Consider the following 19,116-nt stretch of genomic DNA (forward strand, 5'->3'; position numbering starts at 1 on the left):
AGGTTTCAACATAGCCTTCGGCTGATTCAATGGGATTACCGCCAATAACTGGTCGACCTTGGAAGGGAGCAGAGGCAGGCGTTCCCTGGTTGACTCTTGTTGGCGGATCCATGCTCTTGGCGCTGACTGTGCGGAGCCTGGCCCTCTATTCCATGTCCCAAACAGAATATTTCGAGACCCTCATCATCGATGAACAAATCTACCATGCATGGGCGGCGGAGCTTGCTGCGGGGACATACACATCGACCTGGGCCTACAAAACGTCTCCACTGCCTGCCTACGTCGTCGGAATCCTGTACATGGTCTTCCACCCGGACCCAGTGTACTTTCGGTTGCTCAACATTGGCCTGGGAACTGTCACGTGCGGGGTTCTCTACTTGTTGGGCAAAGAAATGGCCAACCGCCAGGCTGGCCTCTGTTCTGCCTTTCTAGCAGCACTCTACCAACCCTTCATTCTTTACAGCATTGTCCCACTCAAAACTGCCTTGGAAGTATTTCTGTTCTCCCTCACTGCCCTCTTGCTGGCGAGAGCACTGACGAGAAATGGTTCGTGGGGCTTCCTGCTGTTGGGACTAGCAACCGGATTACTGAACGCTACACGTGAAAACACCATTGTGTTCTCCGCCATTATCTTGTCGTTACTACTCTGGACTAACCTCCCTCGAAGCCGCGAGCCACTCAAACGCGTTGCCTCACAGGGCGGCACGTTCATGCTCGGGCTGCTCCTAGCCCTCACCCCTTTTATGGTTCGCAATTATGTTATCGCTGGAGAGCCGGTTCTCACTACACATCAAGGAGGCTTCAATTTCTACCTTGGCAACCAACTCGACACCATGAATCCATTTTATCGCCCTGTGTCTTGGGCTTCATCCAATGCCGACGAACTTGAGATTCACTTCCGAATTGAAGCGAGCCGGCGGTTAGGGCATCTCGTTTCGCCTGGAGAATCCGAACGCTATTGGATTCACCAAGCGATTGATTCGGCACTCGCAAACCCTGCTACGTTTGCGGCAAAACAAACCTATAAACTGCTTGCACTCCTCAATCCCGCGGAGGCCGGTGATCACTATGACATCGGGTTCCTAAGCCAATTCGCAAAGTTCTTCGCATTTCCGTTTCCGAGCTTCGGTATCATCATGCCGTTGGGAGTGGCGGGCTTGATCCTAAACTCCACATCTTCACGGGCGAAACTCGGCGTTGCTCTCCTCCTTGTAGGCTATGCCCTCGCGCTACTGCCATTTCACATCAACGGCAGGTACCGGCTCCCGTTCGCCGTCATACTGCTACCCTTCGTCTTCATTTGCCTTGAGCACCTCGCATACTGTTTTCGCAAACGACATCTTGGCAGGAGTGCCGCTTGCGTACTTCTTGTCGGCCTTCTCGGGGCAACTGAATTTATCCCGATTCCCGGCGCAAATGATCGGACAGCCTATCTCAATATTCACGCCTGGGTACTCTCACAAGCAGGCAAGGACAAGGACGCATTAGCGTATTGGGAGCGATCATCTTCAATGGACGGTACATTTTCAGCATTTGCGAATCTCTCACTCGCCCGTCACGCCTTGCTCCACCAGACCACAGATACGGCACTGCGGTATTTATCCAAGATCTCCGATGATTCATACGCTGCAGCGACCAAGCACGAATTATTAGGCGACATATGGCACAGGCAAGGGAGGGCAATCGAAGCGCTGTTGGAATATGACCGCTCCCTTGAGATCAACTACGGCAAACTTCAGGTGAGACAAAAACGTGTAGCGGTTTTGGAGGGAGTCGATAAAGAAAGAGCGATCAGTGAATCGCGAGTACTTGAGGCCATGAGGTCACTGTATGGTGTCCGGCAATCCAAACTTTAGATGTGTCATGTGTAAAATCAACTTGCGGTTCTGATCCTACACCTGCCAGAGCCGCCGGATTCCATCGCCATCCACTCCTGGCGTTTGGCAGACATACAGGTCACTCACTTGGTGGATCCCGAGCAGGCGGGTTAACCGAGGAATGGGTTACCCCGCCGTCTTCCAATACGTGAGGAACAAGCATTTTCTGGCCCCTTGACTGGAGAGAGCCCCGGAACCGCCTTGGCTATCAGCTTTCTTGCGTTACTGACGTGAGACGCCCTGATTCAGGGCGTCACCATTACAGGCACTCAGAAGCGACAGGAACGATTGACCCCACTTCGAGGAAGGCTACAAAACATGACGGGAACAAGGCTCTAAACTCCCATTTCCGGCCATCCAACCCCCACTAACTCAGGCTTTTCTCCATACCGACCCTCGCCAACTGGCGCACGCCTTAGCTTTTCTGGCTACTGTGTGGGGAGCACACAGCCGCGACAACAAGACTGCTTATCGACCGTTGATCTCTACCATCGCCTTGAGTCACATCCAATTATTGATCAGGAGAAACGGCGCCCAGAAACTCGGATGCTCATGGCCAGGCTGCGCGAGAATTTTTTGTTGCGCCCGCTGCAATGCCACGGCCTTGGTCACCGCAGGATCCTGAAGCCGTCGATAGAATTCTGTCACAAGGTCCGATGTGGCCTGATCATCGATGAACCAAAGGCTCGCCAGCGCGCTCCGTGCCCCCGCCTTTACTGCCACGCCGGCTAACCCCAATGCGGCCCGATCATCCCCCACGGCAGTCTCGCATGCGCTGAGGGTCAGCAATTCGAGAGGGGCTTGCCTGTACTGGAGTAACCCCACCAGCTGCGAGAGGCGGTCCATCGTAATCTTGTCATCGTAGGCCAGCAAAAATGAGTTATTGACATCACTCTCCACAACCCCGTGGGAAGCAATATGAACGATCCCGATTCCCTGCTCTTTCATTTCGCGTTCCATCGACGGCACAAGGAACTGGTTGTCCATCAACAGTTGCCCTCCGTAGATGGCTTTGATCGCTTGGACCTCCGTGCCAACATTGGGCAGCGCTGGAAAACCCTGCACGGATTCGGTCAAGCCCATGGAAAGCAGGTTAATTTTTCCTCGATCCAATGGGCGTGGATCGGTCAAATCCATGCTCGGAGTCACCGCAACCGCATATTTATCGACTACGAATTGGCGACCGTCGTGGAGCGCCGCCATGGGAATCGTACGCAGCGGCCCATCCGGCACCATCACCACCGTCGTAATGCCCATGGCCAGGAAATCCTGCTGCAGCGGAGCCATGAGCCAGCTGTAGAGAACCTGAGCTGATGAGAGGTAGTTCTGGGACCGCCGATCCTGCACGAGCCGTCGAAAAGTTCTGACCTCTTGAGTCAACGTGTCAGCATTCACCGGGACGCCGTAACGCCTGAGGCCACCGGTGGTGTTTACCAGCAGTTCGAGCCGGTCCTGCAACATAATGGGGTATACCACCGCGGTGTTGGCAGGCAGCAGTCCCCCGCCTCCCCTGGCATGGGCCGTCGCGACGCAGTCGTCGCGAAAATAGTCCTGGAGTTCAGCTGCACGAGAAGCCTCCACCGTGTCTCGAACCTGCACCAGCCATTGTTGGCTCTGCTCCGGAGAACCGGCTGCGGCTGCACGACGTAGCAGGGTGTCTTCCACTTCGGTAAAGAGTGGAGCGACCGAATCACGGAAAGAATAATGGCGCCCCTGATACCCGACCGAATACTCATAACGAATCGGCTTTAATACAGAGACCGCCCGCTGATACGCGCTCATCGCCTCGTCGTCTTTGCCGCTGGCCTTGAGCAGGCGAGCGGTCTGCCACTGCCAGCGGTACAGTGATTCCGGTGCGTTGACTTTTTGCGCGGCAAAGCTGGCCTTGCGGGTAAAATCCAGAGCCTCACCGTATCGCCGCTCCTTCTCCAACAAGGAGCCGAGATATCCCCAGGCATAGGACTGGGCCCTGGCGTCCCCCAGGCGTGTGGCAACCTGGGCCGCCGCAACGAATGAGTCGGAGGCCTGTCGCAGAAGATTGCCGGCCGCCGGCTTGTACGCACCGGGTGCCTGAATCTTGCCGGACGCTTTCTCCTTCGGCTTAGTCGTAGCGGGAGGAGCCAGGCCGGCGCCCTGTCCAGCCCCTACACTCAGCCCGCGGCTTTTATCGGCGACCTGACGCTCTCCCTGGGCCATGAGCTTTGGCGTGGCGACAGCCGAGCGCAGATCATCATAGCCGAGACCGACATTCAACAGCCCATAGGACTTGGCATAACTGTCTTGAAGAGTTTGCAGGTCCGCCGATGCCACGGCCAACGCCCGCTCCGATTCGGCGAACTGTTGGTTTTCCAGTAAGGCCATGGCCGCATTCGTTTGCGCAGTGGCTGCCAGAGCTGATTGATTCGTCTGAGTCGCAAGATTCTTGCTCTCGGCAAACACGTCAAGAGCCTCTGCAAACTCGCTGCGCGACGCAAGAACATTCCCCAGGTCGTTCAAGAGGCCGGCCACTAGCGCCGGTTTGTGTTCCTCCCGCGCAAGTTCAAGGGCTTTGGTCAAATGCTCGGCCGCTTGGGCACCTTTGCCGAGCGCATACGCGGCGCTGCCCAAACGCCCTAAGATCGTCGCCGTGAGGGCTCGGTTGCCGGTCTGTTCAGAAAGCTTCAGCGCTGTTTGCAATGTGACTTGCGCCCGTTTGATCTGGCCGCTCTGCTCTAATGCATGTGCGAGGTTAATAAGCGCCTGGCACTGCTGTTGTGGTTGTTGCTGCTGCTCATACAACCGGGCGGCCTCCATCCAATGCACGGCCGCCTGGGCGAAGGCGCCTTGCTGGAATTGAGCCTTTGCCTGCTGCATCTCTTGATCTGGAGACGTGGGAGCCGCGCTGCCAGAAAGTTCGACGGCGAGAGTTTGGCCTGAGATGGTCAAACACAGGCCGAATGTCAAATATAACAGTCGTGCAAATCGCATGACGTCCTCCTAGCTGGAGACGGTCCCTTCAAGGTCATCGAATGCTGCTCACTTGACCTCAAGCCGACAATCCTGTGCAAGCGCGATGAAGCTCATCACATCGGGACGCACGGTCAACACCTTCGGCGGACCGACCATGATACTGATCTCCGGCACAGTGTCGCGTGCGCCCGTTATCGGATCACCCTCCAACAACGTCGGAGCCGACAAGTAGCGCCCGGGCTGCGAGGGAGCACTATCCCGATTCAGCTGCGCAAAGCTGCTGAACTGGCCATCTTTCACTGCCGCGCATTTGTCGGCCAGCAATCGCGGGACGGCAACGGACCCCTGGGGAGCAGCCACAGCCCTCGGATACTGGACGGCGGACGAAAGACCGATAGTTCCATTCGCACCAGGTGGAAGGACCACGCCAGGTGACGTGACATCAACAAGGGCCTGCACACTTGAATTAAGTAACGACGCCACGATAGTTGTGCTTCCAACACGGTTGGCGGTCACCACGATCGGACTACTGGTCGTACTATTCGCCGGGATTGTGACCAAGTCGTTGACGCTCGCGATCGAAGGATCAGAGCTTCTAAGCAGGACTGTCAGATCCCGTTTGAACGACTCCTTCAAAACAACTGAGATTGAACCAGAGCTTCCGGTTTTGAGTGAGAGATTCGGCGCAAGTGCGGTGAGCGGAGGCGGAGGCAACGCATTGACCACCACAGCGGCTGTTTGAGTCGAATTACCGGACTGGGCGCGTACTTGCACAGAACCTTCCGCCACACCGCGAACTGTGAACGAGGCACTGTTTGTGTTGGCGGGAATATCTACGAACGCGCGCTCCACCGTGGCAATGGTTGAATCGGAGGTCGCCAATGTAACTCGCACCGTAGACGGCGCATTCCGGGGAAGAGTCACGATGACTGTTCCGGACTGTCCTTCCAAAATAGAAACGCCGCTCAACGAGCCAAGCGACATGGGTGTAACCTGCATAGACCTGTCCACAGTGACTCCGTTGAGCGATGCCCGAATGGTAGCTAAGCCCACGTTAACGCTTGTCACTTCAATCGGGGCCGACGATGTCTCCCCAGCAGGGATAGTGACTCTTGACCTATTCAGAGTAGCTACCCCCGGAGTGAGACTGCTCAAAGTCACGTCAGTAGGGGTTGAAGACGTTCGATTTAGAGTAATCGTGAGAGTCCCGTTGAGCCCGAGCTCGACTGTCGAGGTAAGCGTTCCGGAGAATGCCAAGCGGGGTATGACAGCTATCGCCGCACTCCTCGCGAGATTGCGGAGTGTCGCCGTGATTTGTGTAGAACCTTCTTTAACACCGGTCACCTGGATCGTTTTTGTTTGTTCTCCGGGATTAAAGGTAATGGTTGGGCCAGACGGTGCAGTGGTTGCCGCGCCAGCATTTGAATTACTGAGCGTCACTGTTTCAGTTATTTCGGCTGGTTTATTTAAAGAGATGGTTACCGTGGTGGTTTGGCCCTCTTCAATCGTCAGATTCGGTGATATCGTACTGAGGACTGGTTCTGTTACAACCTTAACGAGGCTGGATTGGACAATTTTCTGCGAGCCTGATGGCGTTTGAATACTTGCAGGCGCCGGGATGGTTTGTACCGTGCCATTGGGACCTGCATCGAGCGCGGCGAAAGAGTTCCCGGGGTTCATGGTGATACTCCCCTCCCTGAGCTCGGTCAGCCCAAGAGACTTGACATTAACTTCACCGCCATAGCCCAAAAAATCACGAACTATATCTTTAGAGTCTCCAGATCCTACTTCGCGCCTTGAAAATACGATTGTGTCGCTGTCAACCCCACCCACACTAGCTACTTGCACGGTACCGTTTGGTGCGATTAGCTGCGCTTCGTCTATCGTAATGGGGCCACCAATAACTGAGAGCGTTTGCCCTGATCCAACCTTTAACTGGCTTCCAGAAATAGTGAGGGGAGCTTGATGAGCGCCTTGCAGAAAACCGAATGACGAGACTGGAAAACTTGAGAGTATTTCTCCACCGCTGACAGATCGCGTATTAAATACCCCTGCATCACTAAAGACCAAATAGTGGGCCGTGCTGAAATACGCAGATCCGCCGATATTCAGTTTAGCCGTAGGTGCAAACACGATTCCATTTGGATTGACGAAATAAAAATTCGTCCAGCCGGTTGCCTGCAAAGTTCCGTCTATGAATGACTGAGATCCTGTGACGCGGCTGATTACATTACTCGCTCCTTCAGGTCTGACAAAATTTGCCGTGTCCTTCGCTGCGAGATTAAATTGGCTGAAGCTATGAAACAGATTTTGTCCACTTCGCGTACCCCCTCCAATATCAATCCGGTTTCCCGAAAGCTCTGCTACCTTAGTTCCAAGTCCATTGGCTGAAATGGCTGTAGTAGTTTGGGCCTGGACGTATGGCGAGAGAGAAGCCACAAGCACTAGGCCGACCAGCCAACTGACACTATAGGATCTGTAAAGAACTAGCATGGCCGATCCTCCTTAACCACTTCCTTGGGCTCGCATCGGCAAAGCAGTTACACCTGACCGATGAGCAGACTTCCCATGATCAAAACGCCTCAACCACCAGCTGCAGATGCACGCCATGATCTTGCAAATTATCGCGGCCTGTATCAAATTTTCTAAGTTGTTTACCCCAGTAGATTTCAAATCGGCTGCCCCGCCAGAAGTTCCAGATGGCGCCGATGCCGGCACTGGAGAGCGTCTTTGGAGGACTCGTGGGAGTGGACACATTCGTTTCCCACCCATGGCCGATATCGAAAAACGGTGCGAGAAAGACCGTATCCACGCCGGCCTTCGTTGTATAGACCGGGACTCGGAGTTCGATCGACCCGATCGCCGCGTTATCGCGGATCAAGGTGTACTCCCGATAGCCGCGGACACTGTACCGGCCTCCAACCGCCACCTGTTCGAGCGGAAACAGATGGTCATTTGACAATTGAACGAGACCGCGACCCACCAACTGTGTCCGCCAGAAGGGTAATTGCCGGATCAACTGGGCCTGCCCGAGCCAGGAAAAGAACCGGGCATCGGGTAGATTCGGATCTGCATTCGCTGTGGCGCCCATGGCGCCGATGCCGACTGAAAATCGCGATGAAGCGGAAATCACCTGATCAACCGACCGGCGCGTGTACTCCTGACCAAACCGCAACGCCATCACACGAAACTTCCCATCGGGAGACCCGGCAATGAATTCAAAGGGTTGTCCCAACAGGAAACTCTTGTTTCGCTCATGTTCACCGGTCAAGGTGAGGGCAAATTCCTGATCGACTTTGCGATAGACCGGATGGCGCAGGGAGATGCCAAAAATCTCCGCCTTGTTCCGAATATCCAGCTCTTCAAACGGGTCTTCCTTGACGGTAAAATCAAACCGTCGATATTGAAGGGCGACTGTCGTGTCATACCGATTCACAGGAATCGCATAACTGAAATTGAGAATGGGGTCGACTCCGGCCGATCTTCCGTACTGCAGACTCAACTGGTCGCCGAATCCGAAAAGATTTTGGTGCGCGAGGGTGATAAACCCCTGCTCGGCCCCGACCGTGGGCGATTGAAAGTTATTGAATTCCAGCCAGGCTTTCAGGGGATTAGCCTCCGCCACCCGAACATTCAATGCGCTTTCGCCCCGCGAGAGACCGGGACGCAACTCCGCATTGATGCGTTGAATGCGGGGATCACCTTGCAATAACTGTAACCGCTCCTGCAACGTTCCGACATTGAGCGGGGGGCCGGCTGCCGCATCGATTCGACTTTGAAAATACGACGGGCGAAACCAGCGCGCATCTTCCACCTTGATCTCTGCCAGTTTCCCTTCGACAACCTGCACGGTCAGAATGCCATCCGTCACTGTTTGCTCAGGGATAAGGGCGCCGGAGGTCACATATCCGCGATTGACATAGTAGTACGTGAGGGCCAACCGTAGACTTTCGAGTTCCTCCGCCGTGACGTCGCGATTGGTATAGGGCCCCGTGACCTCACTCAGTTGTTGCGAGGTGAATGCCGTGTTCCCAATCAAGCGTACTTCCTTGACAAAGATCTTGGGGCCAGTAATCGGCTCACCGGCAACGGGTGGCGCCGGTGGCGGCACTTCAAGCACAGGGGGCTGAGCTGGCGGAGGCTCAATCGGTAACTGTGGAGGTTTCGGCGGCAGTGGCACCCCGACCTGCGCATGCAGAGGCATCGCACACAACAGAACGTGGAACCCGAGCAAGATTCCTACGCCCCATGCGATCGGGATAGGCCTCATCCGTTTCTGCCGGTATGCCAGCTTCATAGCTTTCTCTACTCGATTCTCAATGGAACTGGCACCTCTGCAGAACACATGCCGTCGAATCGCGTGCAAATGGTTGCATTACTTACACCCCAATTACTCCCCGAGGAGCGCGCAAAATCCGCCAAACTCCAGGGATGTGACACTGACGGTAGTATCCCCGGTGAATCACTTTGGATACAGTATACGTATCTCTTTTGATACTTATCGTTGCGGGATATGGCGTGGCGGGAAGAGAAACGATGTGACGCTGAGATCAGTCCATCACGATGAAAATTATCAAACAGGTCGGGGGTGTGTGAACACTCGAGGGCCTGAATTCATTGCAGGCGCGATACTACCGTCAGCTACCGATGGATCGACTCACTACTTGCGGAATGTCTCGCGACACTACGGGCTCAGCCCTGGACGACGATCCTTCCGATACCCATCAACTGTCCGACTCAGCGTGGTGAGGGAGATCGCCTTTTCCACTCCGCTCACCTTCAGACCGCGCAGCCCTTGCTGTAAGCCCTGCACGTACGCGCGGCCATCGTCACACTCAGTGGATTTCCCCTGAAGAGAAGGATCGAACGGTTTTACGCCGACAATGGCCTTAATGGTCTCTGCCCCAAAAGGACCCGTGACGGTGAATTGCTCCGGAGACGTCGCACTACCAAACGAGTAGGTCTGCCCGCCTTTAATGAAGGCCTCTCCTCGATAAAGATTGGGAACCAGGTGGACCACACAGCCGTCGGCCTGAAAATAGTCCAGCTTTAGATACCCGTCGCGGTCGGACTGCACGTGGATGATCAACTCGTCCCCCTCACTGAAACGGCCATCCTCCCGATTGGTCCAGACGCGTAACCCAAACCCGGCGGATGCCGCAACCATAGGGGCTTGTGCTTGCTGCGAGATCTCTTTTGCGTTAATTCGTTGCTTGATGAGTTCGTCGATCGACACGGGACTCATCCTCGCTGCAATTGTGATGCAGATCTCTTGGCCCTGCTTCTCCTCTTTCTCCACGTGAACCTGCTCGAGCATCGCTGCGCTGGCCGTCTGCACGATATCTTCTTCCAGCTGAAGATTCTTCACTTTTGAAGAAGACTGCACAAAAACCCTATGAAGACGAACGGCGTCCTCTTGAGCTAAGGCAATGGCAACGCGTTTCGCCTGAACAGGGGTTTCATTGTCACCATACTTATAGCAAGCAAACCCTCGAATTGATTCTGTTGGCCCGGTTTCTCCTGGTGGCTGACTCGCGCGGGCAAACCCCATCCAGAGCACCGGCATCAATACGGCTACACACCCGGCACTGATCAAGCAATTCAGTCGTACACCGTTACTCATACTTCCCCGCCACAGGCCAACGCCTTGCCATGACAATTCCCTGTTTGCGTCACCGGACTCTTCATCTCGTTTCTCACCATCATGAGGAACCGGCCCGATCGACAACCACAATCACCTGTCCCTTCTCTAAGAATTCAAAGTGATCTTTCACCCCGTGAATCGTCTGTGCGGCGGCATTGCTGATGACGAGATCGGTATGGCTGTTTCCCGCCCGTCGAAGCGCTTTGACATACAGCGGATTGGCCGTGACCTTCGGGTGAGTCTTGGCCGCCAGAGGATCAGACACATAGGCGGCGATTCCTTCCTTCTCCCGATACTTCGCGAGCACGTAGCTCTGCGAATAGGCTTCTTGACCATCCTCCGTGAGAATTCTCGGCACCAGGGCCGGGCGAACCTCCATACCGCGCGCGTCGACGACAAGTCCGGTATAGGCCATGCCTGGTTTGGGTGACGGAGTCGGAAGTGTTTCTGCGACGAGCCTTTTAGCCGGCGGTGCATTCTTCGGCGCAAACGTCTCCGAGATGCGTCCAGTTAGTTTCATTTTCAGCGTGACTTCATACCCGCCCTTTTCCAACTGCCGCTCGTGAATAATTTTCGCATCCTCAACCATCCCCTGAACCTTCACCTGAATTTCATCGCTGGTGGTGACGTAATTTTTTACCGTCGTGGTGGAATCGACACGGATTGCTGTGAAGGCCTCCAGAAGGTTTCGATAGGCAACGGACTGGGCCGCGCGTTTTGCCAACAATCGAGCCTGTGTGCTGTTGAGGGCATCCGCCGGTGGAAAGCCGATTCCTGAGGCCGTCACAATGCCCGCCGTCCAATCTACGACACCCTCTTGCCCGACGACTTCCGTATAGGAACTCGAATCGGATGTAGTCCCCTGACCATCGTGCGCGGTTGAAATTGCAGTGGAGGCGGCCGAGCTCTGGGGCGGGGTCGAGGCGACAGCTGACGAGCCTGGCGGATTGGTCGAACTAGCAGCCCGCGCATCTGAAGCGCCCTTCTCCCGCACTTCCATGTCGCTCTGACATCCCATGGCCGACACGACAATCAGTGCGACCAGATAGGTTTTCGTACGATTCATCGTCTGCCTCCCTTCGATCCTCATAGGGAATCGTATCTGGCGATTCCATCACCGGAAACAATCAATAATCATGCCGCGAGCGTCGTTTTCCGGGATGGCATCGGAATACTCGCCTTCAGCTACTCTCCTTCGAAGCCCTCACACAGATCCAGCCCCACCGCTGTCAGCCCCAACAGGCATTTCATGTGCAAACAGCCCCAGACGCAGGCTTCTACTGAGCGAGGAACGTCGGAAATTTCTTTCACCAGAGAAGCATCGGCTTGCGGCAGCTTCCAATCACACGGTCTTGTTCTCCCGTAAGACTTTCGTATACCCTACTTGGCCATCGCCCCCTCCCCGATTCCGCCCGATGAGAGGCTCCTTATGCCGGACCGGATCTTTTCCGGGAAATACGTCGTCCAGGAAGAAATCGCCAAGGGCGGCATGGGCGTTATTTATAAAGCCTTAGACCGGACTCTCAATCGCTTCGTCGCGATCAAGGTCATCCACGAACATTTTTCCGGCGATGCCTCCTTCACCGAGCGGTTCCTCCGTGAAGCCCGTGCGATGGCTCGCCTCCACCACGAAAACATCGTCACCATTTTTTCCGTTGAAGAAGAGCGGGGCGCCCACTTCATTGTGATGGAATATTTTCCCGGCATGGATCTCCGCGCCAGGATTAAGGCCAGGAAAACGCTTCCCCTCCATGAAAGTGTCGACATCGCCCTGCAAATCGCCAATGCGCTGACCTTTGCGCATTCACAAGGCATTGTTCATCGTGACATCAAACCGGCCAACATTCTGGTTGATAACCGGGGACGTGTCAAATTGACCGACTTCGGCATCGCAGCGGCACTGGACGAAGCCTCCATTACCAGTACGGGGCAAATCATAGGAACGCCGGAATATATGTCTCCGGAACAAGCCGCAGGCAAAGAGGTAGACGGCCGCACCGACCTCTATTCTTTAGGCATCGTGCTCCACGAGATGGTTGTCGGGCAGACTCCATTCAGGAACATTCCGAAAACCAGTATTCTGAGCAAGCTGCTTGATCCGCAATTTGAGATCCCACTGATATTCTCAGCTGAGGCACCATCGACGGTAAAAGCCATCGTCGAAGACCTGGTCCGCCGGGATCCCGAACATCGAACGCCGAGGGCCGCGATTCTTGCAAACCAACTTAAGGAATGCTTGGCGTCCTTGCCCGAACAGGAGGCTGAAGACGCCCCCACTATCATTACACCGCCGCCGCCGACTCGTATCACGCGCGCGACAACGGTGAGTGCCTCCTCTCCGCCTCACGAATCATGGACCATCCCATCCTCACAGCCTGTGCGGCCTGATAGCGAGTCAGATCCACAACCTCAGGTCAGTCTCCCTCAACCCCCCTCTCCGACAGAGGATGAAGCGACCGATATCCTGCCGAGGCCTAAAACTGTCTTACAACCACCGCCGTCGCCACAGGGCACATCCCTATGGAAGACTCATAATTTTGCACCGGTCGCGGTTGGAGTAGTGACCCTCATTCTCATCCTTGGCGGCCTCACATTCTTCTTGTCAAAAGGAGGGTGGTCACCGACTTCCTCAGCAGACAAGGCCGGACCGGCCTTTCCTGCCGGCCCCAATTCTACTACTAGCGAAACACAGACCGCCTCCGATGCAAGTCGCGATCAACCACCAATGGACAACGCTCGACGAGACACCACCGTGCAGTCTGAAAGCGGTGCCACTGCTCACCTACAGGCCCAAATAGAAAAGGAACAACAACAGCTCATCGTCGATGAGGCTAGGGTGGCAGCCAAACGTCGCGAAGCCGAAGCGATTCAGAAAAAAGAAAAGGACCAGGCGGCCAAACAAGCGAAGGCCGCCGAAGAACAACGGCACAAAACGGAAGAGGCGGCTCGTGCCGCCCGCGAACGGCAGGAATCCGAACAGCGCAAGTTTGCCGATGCACAAAAGCGTCTCGAGAGAGAACAGGAGATCGCCGCCAGACAGGCTCAGGCGGCCGAAGAACAACGTCGCAAGGCGCAGGAAGACGCGCGCGTGGCCCGTGAACGAGAAGAACTCGCAGCCCAACGAACCAAGGAAGAGACGGAGATGAAGCATTTGCAGGCCGAGCGCCAGCGGCTAGAGAAAGAACGGGAAGTGGCCGAAGAGCAGGCTCGCCTGGCAGAGGCTCAGCGAAAGAAGACGGAAGAGGAGGCCCGGCTGGCCAGAGAGCGTCATGAAGCAGAGCAACAGCGACTCCAGGCCGAACAACGACACATGCAAAAGGAGAATGAACTCGCCGTCCAGCGAGCAAAACTACAAGAAGAGGAGCGTCGCAAGGCCGCCGAAGAGGCCCGTTTGTCCCGTGAACGCCTAGATGCGGAGCAGAAGCGGGTGCAAGCCGAACGCGATCGTCTGGAGAAGGAGAAAGAGGTAGCCGCGCAGAAGGCTCGTATTGAAGCAGAGGAACGCCGGAAAGCGGAAGAAGAAACACGGACTGCTCGCGAGCGCAATGAGGCGGAACAAAAGCGACTCCAGGCCGAACTGGAACGGGCTGAAAGAGAGAAGGAGATGACGGCGCAGCGGGCCAAAATCGAAGCCGAGGAACGGCGGAAAGCTCAGGAGGAAGCCCGTGCCGCTCGTGAGCGCTACGATGCGGAACAGAAACAGCTACAAGCTGAACGCGAACGACTAGAAAAGGAAAAGCGCGAGGCGGCGGCTCAGCAAGCAAAGAGTGAAGAAGAAGCTCGAAAGAAGCAGGCGGCCCAGGAGGAAGAACAGCAGAAGAAGGACCAATTGGTAGCCAAACTCACTCCCGGTGGTCAGATGAGCGCCATCGCATCGCAGCGGCAATTACGGGACTTGCTTGAAGAATTCAAGCGGGCTTACGAAGGGCAAGACTTTGAGAGTTTGGAACGGCTGTCCGAGATGGGGAATGACCGCTTGAGTTTTCTCCACACCATGTTCAGTAACTACCGGACCATTAAAATCTCCATCCAGAATCTTGCGGTCAAAGACCAAGAAGCCTCGGCGATCATCATTCATGATGTGCTCGTCAACAAGAACGGCGACATGGTGATGCCAAGCCCGATTCTTAGATCGGCGCGAATCAAGATCCGAAAAAACGGGGATCAATGGACAAAGGTCGTCTGGTAGGCACTCACTTAGCAGCCTGAGTCTGCTCGGCAAAGGGGTTCTGAAAATCGAACCCAAACAGCTGCGGGTTCTCCGCAATGACAGCAGCGGAAAAAATGTAAAATACATAATCATACGTTTCTTGCGGAATCTTGTGCTGCTTCAACAACTGCCAAAAGTTTCGCTCTCTCGGATTGTTCGGCATCTTTCGAATAATGTTGATGATGTTCCCCTCCCCCCAATTGTATGAGGCAATGACAAGCAGCCCCGATGCCTGGGCATCGGTATTGTAGATTCGCCTAATATACTTCGCAGCCGCCTTCGTAGCTTTTTGAAAATGAAAGCGCTCATCTTGCGGATCATATGCCGCACTATGTTTTAGTGGTCCGGGCTTCAATCCATACTGTTCAGCCGTTTGGGGAATAAATTGCCAAATTCCCTTAGCATAACCCATTCGAGTCGGAGGACCCACTGCCTTCGAGTCGAACCCACTCTCCTGGAGTGCCAAATAGAAAAATTGAGGAGGCAGGTTTTTCGTCCACATTTCATTGGCAACCGTCGGAATAAGCCCATGCTCCCGAGCACGTTTGATCGCGTTCTGCAGCCGTTCCGTGGATTTCCAACGACGGATGTATTTCTTCACCTCGGAGAGGAAATCCCGCGGCATGGCCACTTCACACTCGCCGAATAACCGTGCCATCCGAAACACCAGACGATCCTGTTCACCCATGCCTTCATAAATATCCAGCTCCGTGAGAAAGCGATCGTATTGCGTCTCCAACTCGCGGAGCTTCTGGCGTTTCGTCAGAATTCTCTCCATAAGGTCTTTACGCTTGGTTTCGGCCACGACCTCTTCGAGTTCGGAAACCTGAATTTCCACCTGCTTCATGGTGTAGAACATCTCTCCGGCGGTTCGTGTCATCTGATCGACCCTGGCCCTCTGGTACCATGCGTATCCCACGGCGCAGACCAGTAAGATAACAACCACTCCGACGGCCACACGATATCGACGTCTCTGCTGTCGCTCACGGCGCTTGGCGGCCGCACGGTAACGACGAGCCTCTTCGCTCTCTTCCGCCGTGTCTCCCCGTTTCCAGCGGTCAACAATTTCCGTCACCGACTCCATTTTCTTGCCGAGCTGAGCCACCTCCGTGGGCTGGTCGGAAAAGGCGATTTCGTCGCCGACCGTGAGCCATACGGCCGGCCCACCCAACCCAAGCTCTACGGTCACGGCTTCTTGCAGTGGCACACGAGTGACCGGCTGGCCGTCAATATACAAACCATGTGTGCTTTGCAGATCGAGAAGCCACCACCGTCCCGCCTCAAAACGCACCTCAGCGTGGACGCGGCTAACCACCCGTTCCGGCACTACGACTTGGCACTCGGCCGATCGCCCGATCCGGAAGGCATGAGTAAAGCGTTGCTCGCCGCTCCACATCGTACCTATGCGGACCCGTATGCGAACCGACTGTGGCGTATTGAGAGCGGTTGTTAAATCGTCTGACATGTGGGGTGGGTAAGGAGTATGTGATCCACGGACAGGCTACTCATCACCACATAGGTTGCGCAAGCTTGAGAAGGCTAGGCAAGCGCTTGCTGAAGTTGCGTGCGCAATGGATCGTCGAAGTGCTCGATTGACTCGGGCGAAATCAGCTCCACAAAAGCAGGGACACCGGAAAAGCGTGTCGCCATGAGCAGCAGCTCGTCGGCAGGACGGAACGATGCGAGAGGGGCGGTGATGGTGACAAAGGATAAGGCCCCTAAACCGGGCAACGGTTTCATGTCGACTTGGTAACGCAACGCCGCTAAAAGCTGAACCAAGTTTGGCTGGTTTTTTATGAAAAGCTGCATCACCAGCGCATTGATGACGAATTGCCGCAAGGCCTCAGTCTTCCGCTCCATCCGGCTCTCCAGCATCGAATGCACCTGGGAAAGCGTTAGGCCCGACTCGTAACTCAACACCCATTGCACGGGCGAAGTAATGGTCAGAGCCCTGGAGTCTCGTTCCGATTTGGCCGTATAGGTATATTCCCATCGGTAGATCACCGGCTGGCTATCGAGTTGAGCGAGGGTGGTATCGGGAAATTCGAGTGGCAACCCGAATGGAGTGTGGCTCCCTTCGCGATAGAGATCTTTCAACCGCGTCAGGGCAAGATCGGAACCGTTTACATCCTCACGTGATCCGACATGTCGTCCCAACAGCCGTCGCGGCGCCAATAACGGCTTGAGAGTGTCGATGTAGGTGCGGAGATGGCCCCCTAAGATCTGAGAGACGGCCTCCGTCTTTTCACGAAGGGCTGCCACATCCCCTATCGTCAGCGCCTGCCCTGTCTTGGACTCGCCCATCGGCATCACCTCACGATCGCGGCGCCATTATCTTGTGCCCCCGGAGAAAAATCAAGGGAAGGCTTATGAATACTGATGAAGAACCCCGTTTCTACCACAAGTTCTCGCCTCACAATGTCGTGGTTTCACGATACCAACAGGACACTTCTTGTTCTTCTTGAAGCGTTTCAGATAGGCTAATGCAACACCGCTCCACGCACCACTCTCCCAGGAGACGTTGGATGTCCGACCAGGTCTTCTCCGGCAAATATATCGTCCTAGAAGTGCTGGCGAAGGGTGGGATGGGGGTGATCTACAAAGCGTTAGATCAGACACTCAATCGAGTCGTCGCCATTAAGGCCGTTCACGAACATTTGTCAGGAGATCCCTCCTTCACCGCACGGTTCCTGCGTGAAGCACGGGCCATGGCACGGCTGGACCACCACAATATCGTGACTATCCATGCAGTCGAGGAAGAACACGGCACGCCTTTCATCGTCATGGAATATTGTCCGGGCAGCAATCTCCGTTCCTTCATGCAAGCCCGTAAACCCGTCTCTCTTCGAACAAGCCTCGACATCGCGCTCCAAGTGGCTGAGGCGCTGGCCTATGCCCACGATCAAGGGATCGTTCACCGCGACATCAAGCCGGCCAATATTCTCGTCGACAGCCGCGGCCGGGTCAAACTCACAGACTTTGGAATTGCGGCGGCCCTCGATGAAGTCTCGATTACGACGGTCGGCCAAGTACTCGGCACACCCGAATATATGTCTCCCGAACAAGCACGAGGGGGCAAGGTTGACGGTCGCGCCGATCTCTATTCGCTCGGCATCGTCCTGTACGAAATGATCGTCGGGCATCATCCGTTTCGGAGCATTCCGAAGAGCGTCATCCAAAGTAAGCTCCTCGATACTGAGGAAGAGATCCCGCTGGACTTTTCCGACAATATTCCTTCACTCGTCAAAGCGATCATCGAGGATCTGGTCCGACGCGATCCGGAATATCGCATGCCGACAGCCAGGTTCCTCGTGACTCAACTGAAGGAATGCCTCCAAACGCTTCCCTCCCCGCCTGAATCAGCCACAGAGGAACCCACCATTGTCGTGACTCCCGATACCGCGAGACATACGAAGACGCGCATGACGCCACTTGCCTCTTCAAGGCCACTCTATCAAGCATCTCCGCCACCCTATCCATCCCCGTCCCAGCCGGATGTTCTGCCTCGGAAAGGCGTTGACCGATCAGGCCATGCTCCGGCCGTGACAGAAGGAAAGACAGACGTCACCTCAAGGCCGAAAACACAAAACAAGCCGGAAACTCGTCATCTGCCAGAGTCCTTCTGGCAAAGATATAACGTGCTTCCCCTTGTAACCGTGACATTGGCGACAACTATGGTGTTAGGGGGCCTCGCTTTTTTTCTGAGCCGCGGCGAATGGTCGAGATCGCCGGAGCCAAGCACACCTCCTCAAGAAGATCGAACTATTGACATCCCCCCTAGATCCGATCGCGACGAAGGGATACAAGGTCCGGATACGTCATCTGAACGCCGAAGATCAGAAGATTCAGGCAGACAACCTGCCATGCCTAAACCGGAGCCACAGCCGCCCATCCACAAAAAGCCAATCGCTCCGTCACGGCAGCAGCTGGACCGGCTCCTCAGCGAATTTCAAACAGCCTATGAGAGGCAGGATGTATCCTCCTTGCATCGACTGTCCGACATCAGCCATGACCGTCAGATGTTCTTGGACATAATGGCCAACAATTATTCTGTCATTAGAACCTCTATTCAGGATGTCGAAATCAAGAACGACCGGGCAACGGCGACATTGATCCATGAGGAACTCGTCGATAAAAACGGCGAACCGGTCGCTCCCGATCAAATCATGCGGAGTATTCGGATCACAGTTCGCAAAGAGGGCGATCGCTGGAGCAAGGTGCTCTGGTAAAGAAGGATCATCCTTTGTGGAGGCCTTCGCAGGGCTCTAGCCAGGATTATTCGTAAATCGTGCGCGAGGCGTTCGAGACCGAAGCCCGCCTGGGCTTCTCGCACGTAAGGCCGATATAGGCGTACTGGCAGTCCGTCGAGGAGGCCGAACGAGAAAAGCTCCGCCGGGCGAGAGGATCGGAAGCCGCGGCAAATATTCTTGAAGAAT

10 protein-coding genes are annotated in these 19,116 nt (G+C 55.2%); 3 read left to right on the forward strand and 7 right to left on the reverse strand.

The window, feature by feature from the left end:
• Nucleotides 1-29: 29 nt before the first annotated feature.
• Nucleotides 30-1,856 (forward strand): tetratricopeptide repeat protein, encoded by a 1,827-nt coding sequence (locus tag GDA65_12855; protein ID MBA5863579.1) that lies wholly within the window; start codon nt 30-32, stop codon nt 1,854-1,856.
• Between the two features lie 522 nt (nt 1,857-2,378).
• Here GDA65_12855 and GDA65_12860 read toward each other — a convergent pair.
• The 5 genes from GDA65_12860 to GDA65_12880 all read right to left on the reverse strand — a co-directional run bounded on the left by GDA65_12860 (nt 2,379) and on the right by GDA65_12880 (nt 11,560).
• Complete coding sequence (locus GDA65_12860; GenBank protein ID MBA5863580.1) at nt 2,379-4,844, reverse strand: CHAT domain-containing protein; 2,466 nt, start codon at nt 4,842-4,844, stop codon at nt 2,379-2,381.
• Nucleotides 4,845-4,892: 48 nt separating this feature from the next.
• Complete coding sequence (locus tag GDA65_12865; GenBank protein MBA5863581.1) at nt 4,893-7,319, reverse strand: filamentous hemagglutinin N-terminal domain-containing protein; 2,427 nt, start codon at nt 7,317-7,319, stop codon at nt 4,893-4,895.
• Nucleotides 7,320-7,398: 79 nt separating this feature from the next.
• Entirely contained in the window at nt 7,399-9,096 is a 1,698-nt protein-coding gene (locus GDA65_12870; protein ID MBA5863582.1) for a BamA/TamA family outer membrane protein, read from the reverse strand.
• 414 nt (nt 9,097-9,510) lie between these two features.
• On the reverse strand, nt 9,511-10,449 hold the full coding sequence (locus GDA65_12875; GenBank protein ID MBA5863583.1) for a DUF4384 domain-containing protein: 939 nt from the start codon (nt 10,447-10,449) through the stop codon (nt 9,511-9,513).
• Between the two features lie 79 nt (nt 10,450-10,528).
• Nucleotides 10,529-11,560, reverse strand: coding sequence for a hypothetical protein (locus GDA65_12880; protein MBA5863584.1), 1,032 nt, complete (start codon nt 11,558-11,560; stop codon nt 10,529-10,531).
• Nucleotides 11,561-11,899: 339 nt separating this feature from the next.
• Between GDA65_12880 and GDA65_12885 the strand changes: the two genes are divergently transcribed.
• The gene (locus GDA65_12885) at nt 11,900-14,659 is read left to right on the forward strand and encodes a protein kinase (protein ID MBA5863585.1); all 2,760 of its coding nucleotides are present in this window, start codon (nt 11,900-11,902) and stop codon (nt 14,657-14,659) included.
• 4 nt (nt 14,660-14,663) lie between these two features.
• Here GDA65_12885 and GDA65_12890 read toward each other — a convergent pair whose 3' ends face one another.
• Together GDA65_12890 and GDA65_12895 are read right to left on the reverse strand one after the other, a co-directional pair.
• Nucleotides 14,664-16,145: an FHA domain-containing protein gene (locus tag GDA65_12890; GenBank protein MBA5863586.1), complete on the reverse strand. Its 1,482-nt coding sequence runs from the start codon at nt 16,143-16,145 to the stop codon at nt 14,664-14,666.
• Between the two features lie 74 nt (nt 16,146-16,219).
• Nucleotides 16,220-16,984 (reverse strand): hypothetical protein, encoded by a 765-nt coding sequence (locus GDA65_12895; protein MBA5863587.1) that lies wholly within the window; start codon nt 16,982-16,984, stop codon nt 16,220-16,222.
• 179 nt (nt 16,985-17,163) lie between these two features.
• Between GDA65_12895 and GDA65_12900 the strand changes: the two genes are divergently transcribed.
• On the forward strand, nt 17,164-18,909 hold the full coding sequence (locus tag GDA65_12900) for a protein kinase (GenBank protein MBA5863588.1): 1,746 nt from the start codon (nt 17,164-17,166) through the stop codon (nt 18,907-18,909).
• Nucleotides 18,910-19,116 lie beyond the last annotated feature (207 nt).

Origin of the sequence: Nitrospira sp. CR1.1 (assembly GCA_014055465.1) — a bacterium.
Lineage (GTDB): Bacteria > Nitrospirota > Nitrospiria > Nitrospirales > Nitrospiraceae > Nitrospira_A.

Excerpts from the sequence above, each read along its gene's own strand:
- GDA65_12895 (MBA5863587.1), bottom strand. The coding sequence starts at position 16,984 with ATGGGCGAGTCCAAGACAGGGCAGGCGCTGACGATAGGGGATGTGGCA.
- GDA65_12890 (MBA5863586.1), bottom strand. The coding sequence starts at position 16,145 with ATGTCAGACGATTTAACAACCGCTCTCAATACGCCACAGTCGGTTCGC.
- GDA65_12880 (MBA5863584.1), bottom strand. The coding sequence starts at position 11,560 with ATGAGGATCGAAGGGAGGCAGACGATGAATCGTACGAAAACCTATCTG.
- GDA65_12875 (MBA5863583.1), bottom strand. The coding sequence starts at position 10,449 with ATGAGTAACGGTGTACGACTGAATTGCTTGATCAGTGCCGGGTGTGTA.
- GDA65_12860 (MBA5863580.1), bottom strand. The coding sequence starts at position 4,844 with ATGCGATTTGCACGACTGTTATATTTGACATTCGGCCTGTGTTTGACC.
- GDA65_12900 (MBA5863588.1), top strand. The coding sequence starts at position 17,164 with ATGCAACACCGCTCCACGCACCACTCTCCCAGGAGACGTTGGATGTCC.
- GDA65_12885 (MBA5863585.1), top strand. The coding sequence starts at position 11,900 with ATGCCGGACCGGATCTTTTCCGGGAAATACGTCGTCCAGGAAGAAATC.
- GDA65_12870 (MBA5863582.1), bottom strand. The coding sequence starts at position 9,096 with ATGAGGCCTATCCCGATCGCATGGGGCGTAGGAATCTTGCTCGGGTTC.
- GDA65_12855 (MBA5863579.1), top strand. The coding sequence starts at position 30 with ATGGGATTACCGCCAATAACTGGTCGACCTTGGAAGGGAGCAGAGGCA.
- GDA65_12865 (MBA5863581.1), bottom strand. The coding sequence starts at position 7,319 with ATGCTAGTTCTTTACAGATCCTATAGTGTCAGTTGGCTGGTCGGCCTA.